This window comes from Rhodococcus sp. A14 (assembly GCF_011603105.1).
GTDB classification, from domain to species: Bacteria; Actinomycetota; Actinomycetes; order Mycobacteriales; family Mycobacteriaceae; genus Rhodococcus_F; species Rhodococcus_F opacus.
Genome location: NZ_JAAOQS010000207.1, coordinates 1 through 5,351, shown reverse-complemented (window position 1 = coordinate 5,351; position 5,351 = coordinate 1). Strand labels below are relative to the sequence as shown.

5 protein-coding genes are annotated in these 5,351 nt (G+C 66.0%); 2 read left to right on the top strand and 3 right to left on the bottom strand.

Translation table 11 applies throughout. From position 1 onward, the window contains the following. Positions 1-98: 98 nt before the first annotated feature. Positions 99-863: an IS21-like element helper ATPase IstB gene (gene istB, locus G9373_RS44525; protein WP_074872939.1), complete on the bottom strand. Its 765-nt coding sequence runs from the start codon at positions 861-863 to the stop codon at positions 99-101. Between the two features lie 66 nt (positions 864-929). Next, complete coding sequence (gene istA, locus G9373_RS44520) at positions 930-2,468, bottom strand: IS21 family transposase (RefSeq protein WP_167121183.1); 1,539 nt, start codon at positions 2,466-2,468, stop codon at positions 930-932. Between the two features lie 368 nt (positions 2,469-2,836). Between istA and G9373_RS47495 the strand changes: the two genes are divergently transcribed. Continuing rightward, positions 2,837-3,511 (top strand): hypothetical protein, encoded by a 675-nt coding sequence (locus G9373_RS47495; protein WP_240961138.1) that lies wholly within the window; start codon positions 2,837-2,839, stop codon positions 3,509-3,511. Positions 3,512-3,568: 57 nt separating this feature from the next. Here the strand turns inward: G9373_RS47495 and G9373_RS44505 are convergent, their stop codons facing one another. After that, positions 3,569-4,567, bottom strand: a complete 999-nt coding sequence (locus G9373_RS44505) for an MBL fold metallo-hydrolase (RefSeq protein WP_167121179.1) — start codon at positions 4,565-4,567, stop codon at positions 3,569-3,571. 231 nt (positions 4,568-4,798) lie between these two features. Here G9373_RS44505 and G9373_RS44500 point away from each other — a divergent pair. After that, positions 4,799-5,351 (top strand): glycine-rich protein (locus tag G9373_RS44500; RefSeq protein ID WP_240961137.1); only part of this gene is annotated, 553 nt, incomplete at its 3' end.

The window sequence follows — 5,351 nt, the reverse complement described above, 5'->3', positions numbered from 1 at the left end:
CTGTCGACCGTCACGTAATTCCCCAGGGGTGTCCGTCACGTAATTCCCCATGCTCGGGCGTGCTGAGTCGAGGGTAACCCGAGCGGGCGGGGTGCGGGTCAGGTTGCGGCGGTGGGGCGGTGTCCGGGTCGTTTGCGGGGTCGGTAGGACGGTCCGTCCATCAGGGTTTGATGGCTGGTGTTGATGAGCCGGTCGAGGAGCGACTCGGCGACGACCGGGTTCGGGAACAGCGGGTACCAGTCCTTCGGGGCGCGGTTGCTCGTCAGGATCAGGGGTTTGCCGGCGATGGCGCGATCGGAGACCAGATCGTAGAGGTCGTCGGACTGGGTGGTGGTGTGCTCACGCATCGCAAAATCATCGATAATCAACACCAGCGGCCGGGTGTATTCGCGCATCCGCTGACCGATGGTGCGGTCGGCATGGCCGCCGGCGAGATCGGCGAGCATGCGGGAGCACTTGACGAACCGCACGTCCCCGCCGCGGCGGGCGACGTGATGCCCAAGCGCTTGTGCCACATGGGTTTTGCCTACTCCAACGGGACCGTAGAGGATCACCGACTCGCCGGCATCGAGCCAGCGCAGGGCGGCCAGGTCCCGCAGCATCGCCGCCGGAAGTTTCGGATTCGCGGTGAAATCGAAGTCCTCGAAGGTGGCCGGTTGCTCGAACCGCGCTCGTCGCAGCCGACGGGCCAGCGCCGCGGTTTCCCGGCGGGCGATCTCATCCTCACACAGCACTTGCAGGAACTCGAGGTGTCCGAGCTGCCCGTCCCGGGTCTGAGCGAGCCGGGCGTCGAGGGTGTCGAGCATCCCGGTCAACTTCAATGTCTTGAGCGCAGCCCGCAGGCTGGGGTCGTGAATGGTCATGACGATTCCTAGTGGTCTGATGAAAGTAATTGGTGTGCAGCATGCGTCGGTGCAGCGTTCAACAATTCAGGCGGTGCGTTCGGTGTCGAAGGCGTCGGGTCCGCGCAGGAACGCCGGCGCCGGCGTGGGGGCCGGTGCGGGCTGTCCGTCGTGTTCGGTGCCGGCGGCGAGGATGCCCTTGACGGTGCGGTAGCTGGGGTCACCGACCTCGAGGGCGCGGGCGCAGGCCGCGTCCAGGCGGGCGTCGTCGTAGCGGTCCCGCAGCCGGACGATGCCCTGGATCGCCCGCAGCCGGTGCAGCGCGTTGACCTGCGACAACTCGGCGACGACCGCGACGGCGCCGGGACCGATCTGCTCGGCCTGCGCCCGACACCAGACCACGGTCTGCAGCGTGTAGGCGATCTTGTGCGGCGGGTAGTGCTCGGGGTTCGTCGACCGCCCCGACAGGTGCAGCACATGCGTGGCGGCCACCTGCTCGGTGTGGAAGATCTGCACCACCTCGCCGCAGGTGCGGACCAGCACCTGCTGGCCGATCAGCCGCCAGGGCACCGAATACAGGGCCTTGCCGGCCTTGACGTGACAGTCCGGGGCGACCTTCCCGACCTGATAGAGGACCAGCTCGAACGGTTTCGGAGGAAGTGCTGTGAGAGTGCGCCTTTCGATGGCGTCGAACACCGCCGCGGGTTGCGCACCGTCGAGACCACGGTGATTGTGGAGCCCGTAGACGTCGGTGCACCAGGCCAGGGCGGCGTCCTGCATCTGCGCCAGTGAGGTGAACTCGCGGCCCTTGAAGTACGAGTCGCGGATATAGGGCATCGGGCGCTCGATCCTGGGTTTATCCTTTGGTTTTCCGGCGCGGGCGGGGTCGATCAACACCCGGTAGTAGGCGGCGAGTTCGGCGTAGGCGCGGTTGATCTTCGGGTCGTACAGGTCAGGCCGGTCGACCCCGGTTTTGAGGTTGTCGCACACGATCCGGGCCGGCGTGCCGCCGAAGAACTCGAACGCCGCCACGTGCGAGGCGCACCACGAACTCTGGTCCATCCGCAGCACCGGCTGCACGAACAGCATCCGTGAGCAGGACAGGATAATCGCGAACGCCCACACCGCCACCCGCCGGTCGGTGGCCGGGTTGCGCCACATGCCGAGCTTGCCGTAGTCGACCTGGGCCTCGTCGCCAGGCGGGACCGCGCCACGGGCCACCGTCACCTTCGACTCCGCCACCTTCTCGGCGAATTGTGCTGCCACATACCGTCGTACGGTCGATTCCGACACCGCGACGCCGTGGTCGTCGCGCAGGCGTTGCGCAATCGTCGCTACCGTCACCGACGCGGTCAGCTGCCCGTCGATCCAGTCGTGGTGCGCGGCGATCGCCGGCCATGTCACCGCCCGCGCCGCCGGGTCGCCGACCTCCGGGAACCATCCGGTGATCAGCTCCCACCAGAGCGGCTCGTCGAACGTCCCTCCCTCGCCCGGTGTCAACCCGGCCGCCACGGCGGGAGCCAGATATTTCCGGATGGTTTTTCGGTCGATATCCAGGGCCTCCGCGATCTGCACCTGGGACCGGCCGGCATGCCAATGCCGGAACAACTCCATCAGATCGATCATCGTCCACGTTCTCCTCGCCACCGTCAGGCCCCTTCCCGGGCCCCGTTGTCGGTGACCCAGTCAGGAGCGAACCTGCAGCAGCACCCGAACCCCCGGCCGACACGCCCCAGGGGTGGGGAATTACGTGACGGCGGGGTGGGGAATTATGTGACGGACAAACCCCTCAATCTGGGGAATTACATGACCGCTGACACCCCAGCGCCGCATAGTTCGCATCGAGTCGATCACGAACCTCTGCAATGGACTTCGTGACCTCGAAGAACGCCCGACCACTTGCTGTCGATAGACCTAACCACCTGTTGAGGTAGGTCCTGGCCGGTTCAGTCTGGGCCGACAGTTCCATCAGGTTGCGCGCAAGCCCGTCCAGAGTGGCCGGATCGACCTGCAATTCCTCTGACATGGTTCCCCCCGAACGATTCTTGGATGTGCGCCAGAATTACAACACACGATCCGTCCACGCCGGCCCGTCGGGTGAATCGGCCGACTGCGATAATCCGCGCATGAATAGTTCGGGGAGGGTTGACGTGTTGCTCGGCGTGCGGGCGGGCGAAATCGATATCGACAGCGCCGGTCCATTGACCGCGAACTGGGCAGATCACCTGCTTCAGTTGGAGCGACCCGTTCCGCATGTGTGTGCCGTACACGGTGAGCCGGAGGTAGATCGCAGGGAGACGACTCTACTGTCCGGCAAGAAGTCGAGGTCGCTAACGGGCGGGGATGTCGCCTCGGCGGGAAGATACACAGTGTCCATGGACTGGCCTGTCTGCGCGCAGTGCATCGAGCGCCAGAGGCGATGGCGCGGGGCGGCACTGGCAACCCTCGTGGGGTTTCTTGTTGCGGTCGTCGTCCTCTTCATCGCGGCCCAATCTGCCGAGAAGAACGAAGCGGTGCTGTCTCTCACCTTCTTCTCCGCCTTCGGGCTGCTGCTCGGTGCAGCCAAACTCAACCAGCGTGCGACTCTGTTCACCGGTGCCACGCTGAACGCCGACGGGACCGCGGTCGTTGTGGCACAGGCGCATCCAGAGTTCGCACGTCAGGTATAGCCAGGCTAACCCACGTGAGTGGCAAAGTGTGCTCGGGCACGCTTTGCCACTCACGTATCAGCGGCGGGCGAAGACGGCGGGTTCGCTGTCGGGGACCTGGGCGACGAGGTCGCGGGCGACGAGGTGCCGAAGGTGGGCCGCCGCCTCGGACAGGGCCATGCCCTTGCCCATGGGGGAGATGTCGGCCCACGGCTTGTACCACTTCATGCGCTCGGCGACCTGCCACACGGTGATCTGATCGTCGCCGAAAGCCTTGTACAGGTGGTCGAGTCGCTCCTCGTGGTGCTCGATCAGTTCGCCGGCGCGACCCGCGACGTCGTCGATGGGGATGCCGTGGGCGCCGAGTCCGCGGGTGATGTTCATGGTCTGGACGCGGCGCAGCGAGTCCATGAACTCTGCCAGGCCGTCGCGCTCCTCGAGCGGGTACACGAAATTGCCGACGTGCGGCGTCGTCTTCTGCAGGACGTGGTCGCCGGTGAACATCACGTCGGCGTCTTCGAGGTAGAAGCAGACGTGGCCCGGGGTGTGCCCCGGGGTGTAGACGGCGCGCAGGTTACGGCCGGCGAGGGCAATGAGTTCGTCGTCGACGAGAACACGATCGGGCGCCGACTCGGGACCCGCCGGCGGCTTCCCGCTCGACGCGTTCTCGAATGCCTCGAGATCTGCCGGGGCGGCACCGGCGCGCGTCATGTTGGCCTTCTGGAAATCCAACCACTCGGGTCCGTGACCGGTCGACATGTGCTCGAACATTTCGTGATCGGATTCGTGCATCGCGATCCACGCACCGGACGCCTCCCGGACTCGCCCACACAGACCGGTGTGGTCGGGGTGGAAGTGGGTGAGTACGACGCCTTCCACATCCTTGACCGAGTGCCCGATGGCCTCGAGTCCGGAGGTGAGGCCGTTCCAGGCGTTGTCGTCGTTCCAGCCGGCGTCGACGAGGATCAGACCGCCGGGTGATTCCATCGCGTACACCAGGGTGTGACCGAGGGGGTTGTCCGTGATCGGCACCGGAATCTGGAAGATCCCGTCACCGATGGGTGCTGCGTCGCTCATGTGCATACCTCGTTGCCTAGATGAACAAATTAGTTCTACTTACCTTCATACTGACCTTTCGGCGCGCATTGCGATACCGCGGGTCCCGATTAGCGGAACGGCATCCCCCGTGACCAGGTGCTTTGGTGTGTAAGCCGACCGCGAGACCGGAACACTCACTGGACGCCGGACGCTGTGGAATGCTCCACTCGGACCAGCTTTCACGTGCTCGCTCTGCGACAGGAGACTGCTTTGACCACGAACCTCGTTCGATCACGCCGCCGGTGGTACACGACCGGGATGTGTGGCTTTGCCGTAGTGGGTGCCTCGGGACTCCTTGCCCCCAGTGTGGCGGTTGCCGCGCCGGCGGCGTTGCCTGCCGGCTGTGTGCAGGGCGCCGGCACGCAGGTGACCTGCACGTTCACGTTTACCGGCAGTGCGCAGTCGTTCACGGTTCCCGAGGGCATCACCAGCCTGTCGGTGACGGCAACGGGCGGTCGTGGTGGAAACAGTGAAGACATCCTCGGCGGTGCCGCGGCCGTCGCGACCGGGCAGCTGACTGTCGCCGCAGGTGACGCGCTGTACATCCAGGTCGGCGGCAACGGTGGCGACGGCAACGGCCAGGCCGGATACAACGGCGGTGGGGCCGGCGGCACCGGCGCAAGTGGCGGAGGCGGTGCCGCCGACGTTCGCACCGGGACGGGTGAGCTGGCGGATCGTCAGATCGTCGCCGCGGGTGGAGGCGGCGCGGGTGACCTCTATATCGGCGGCGCGGGCAACAACCTGATGGGACCTGCCGGCGGAC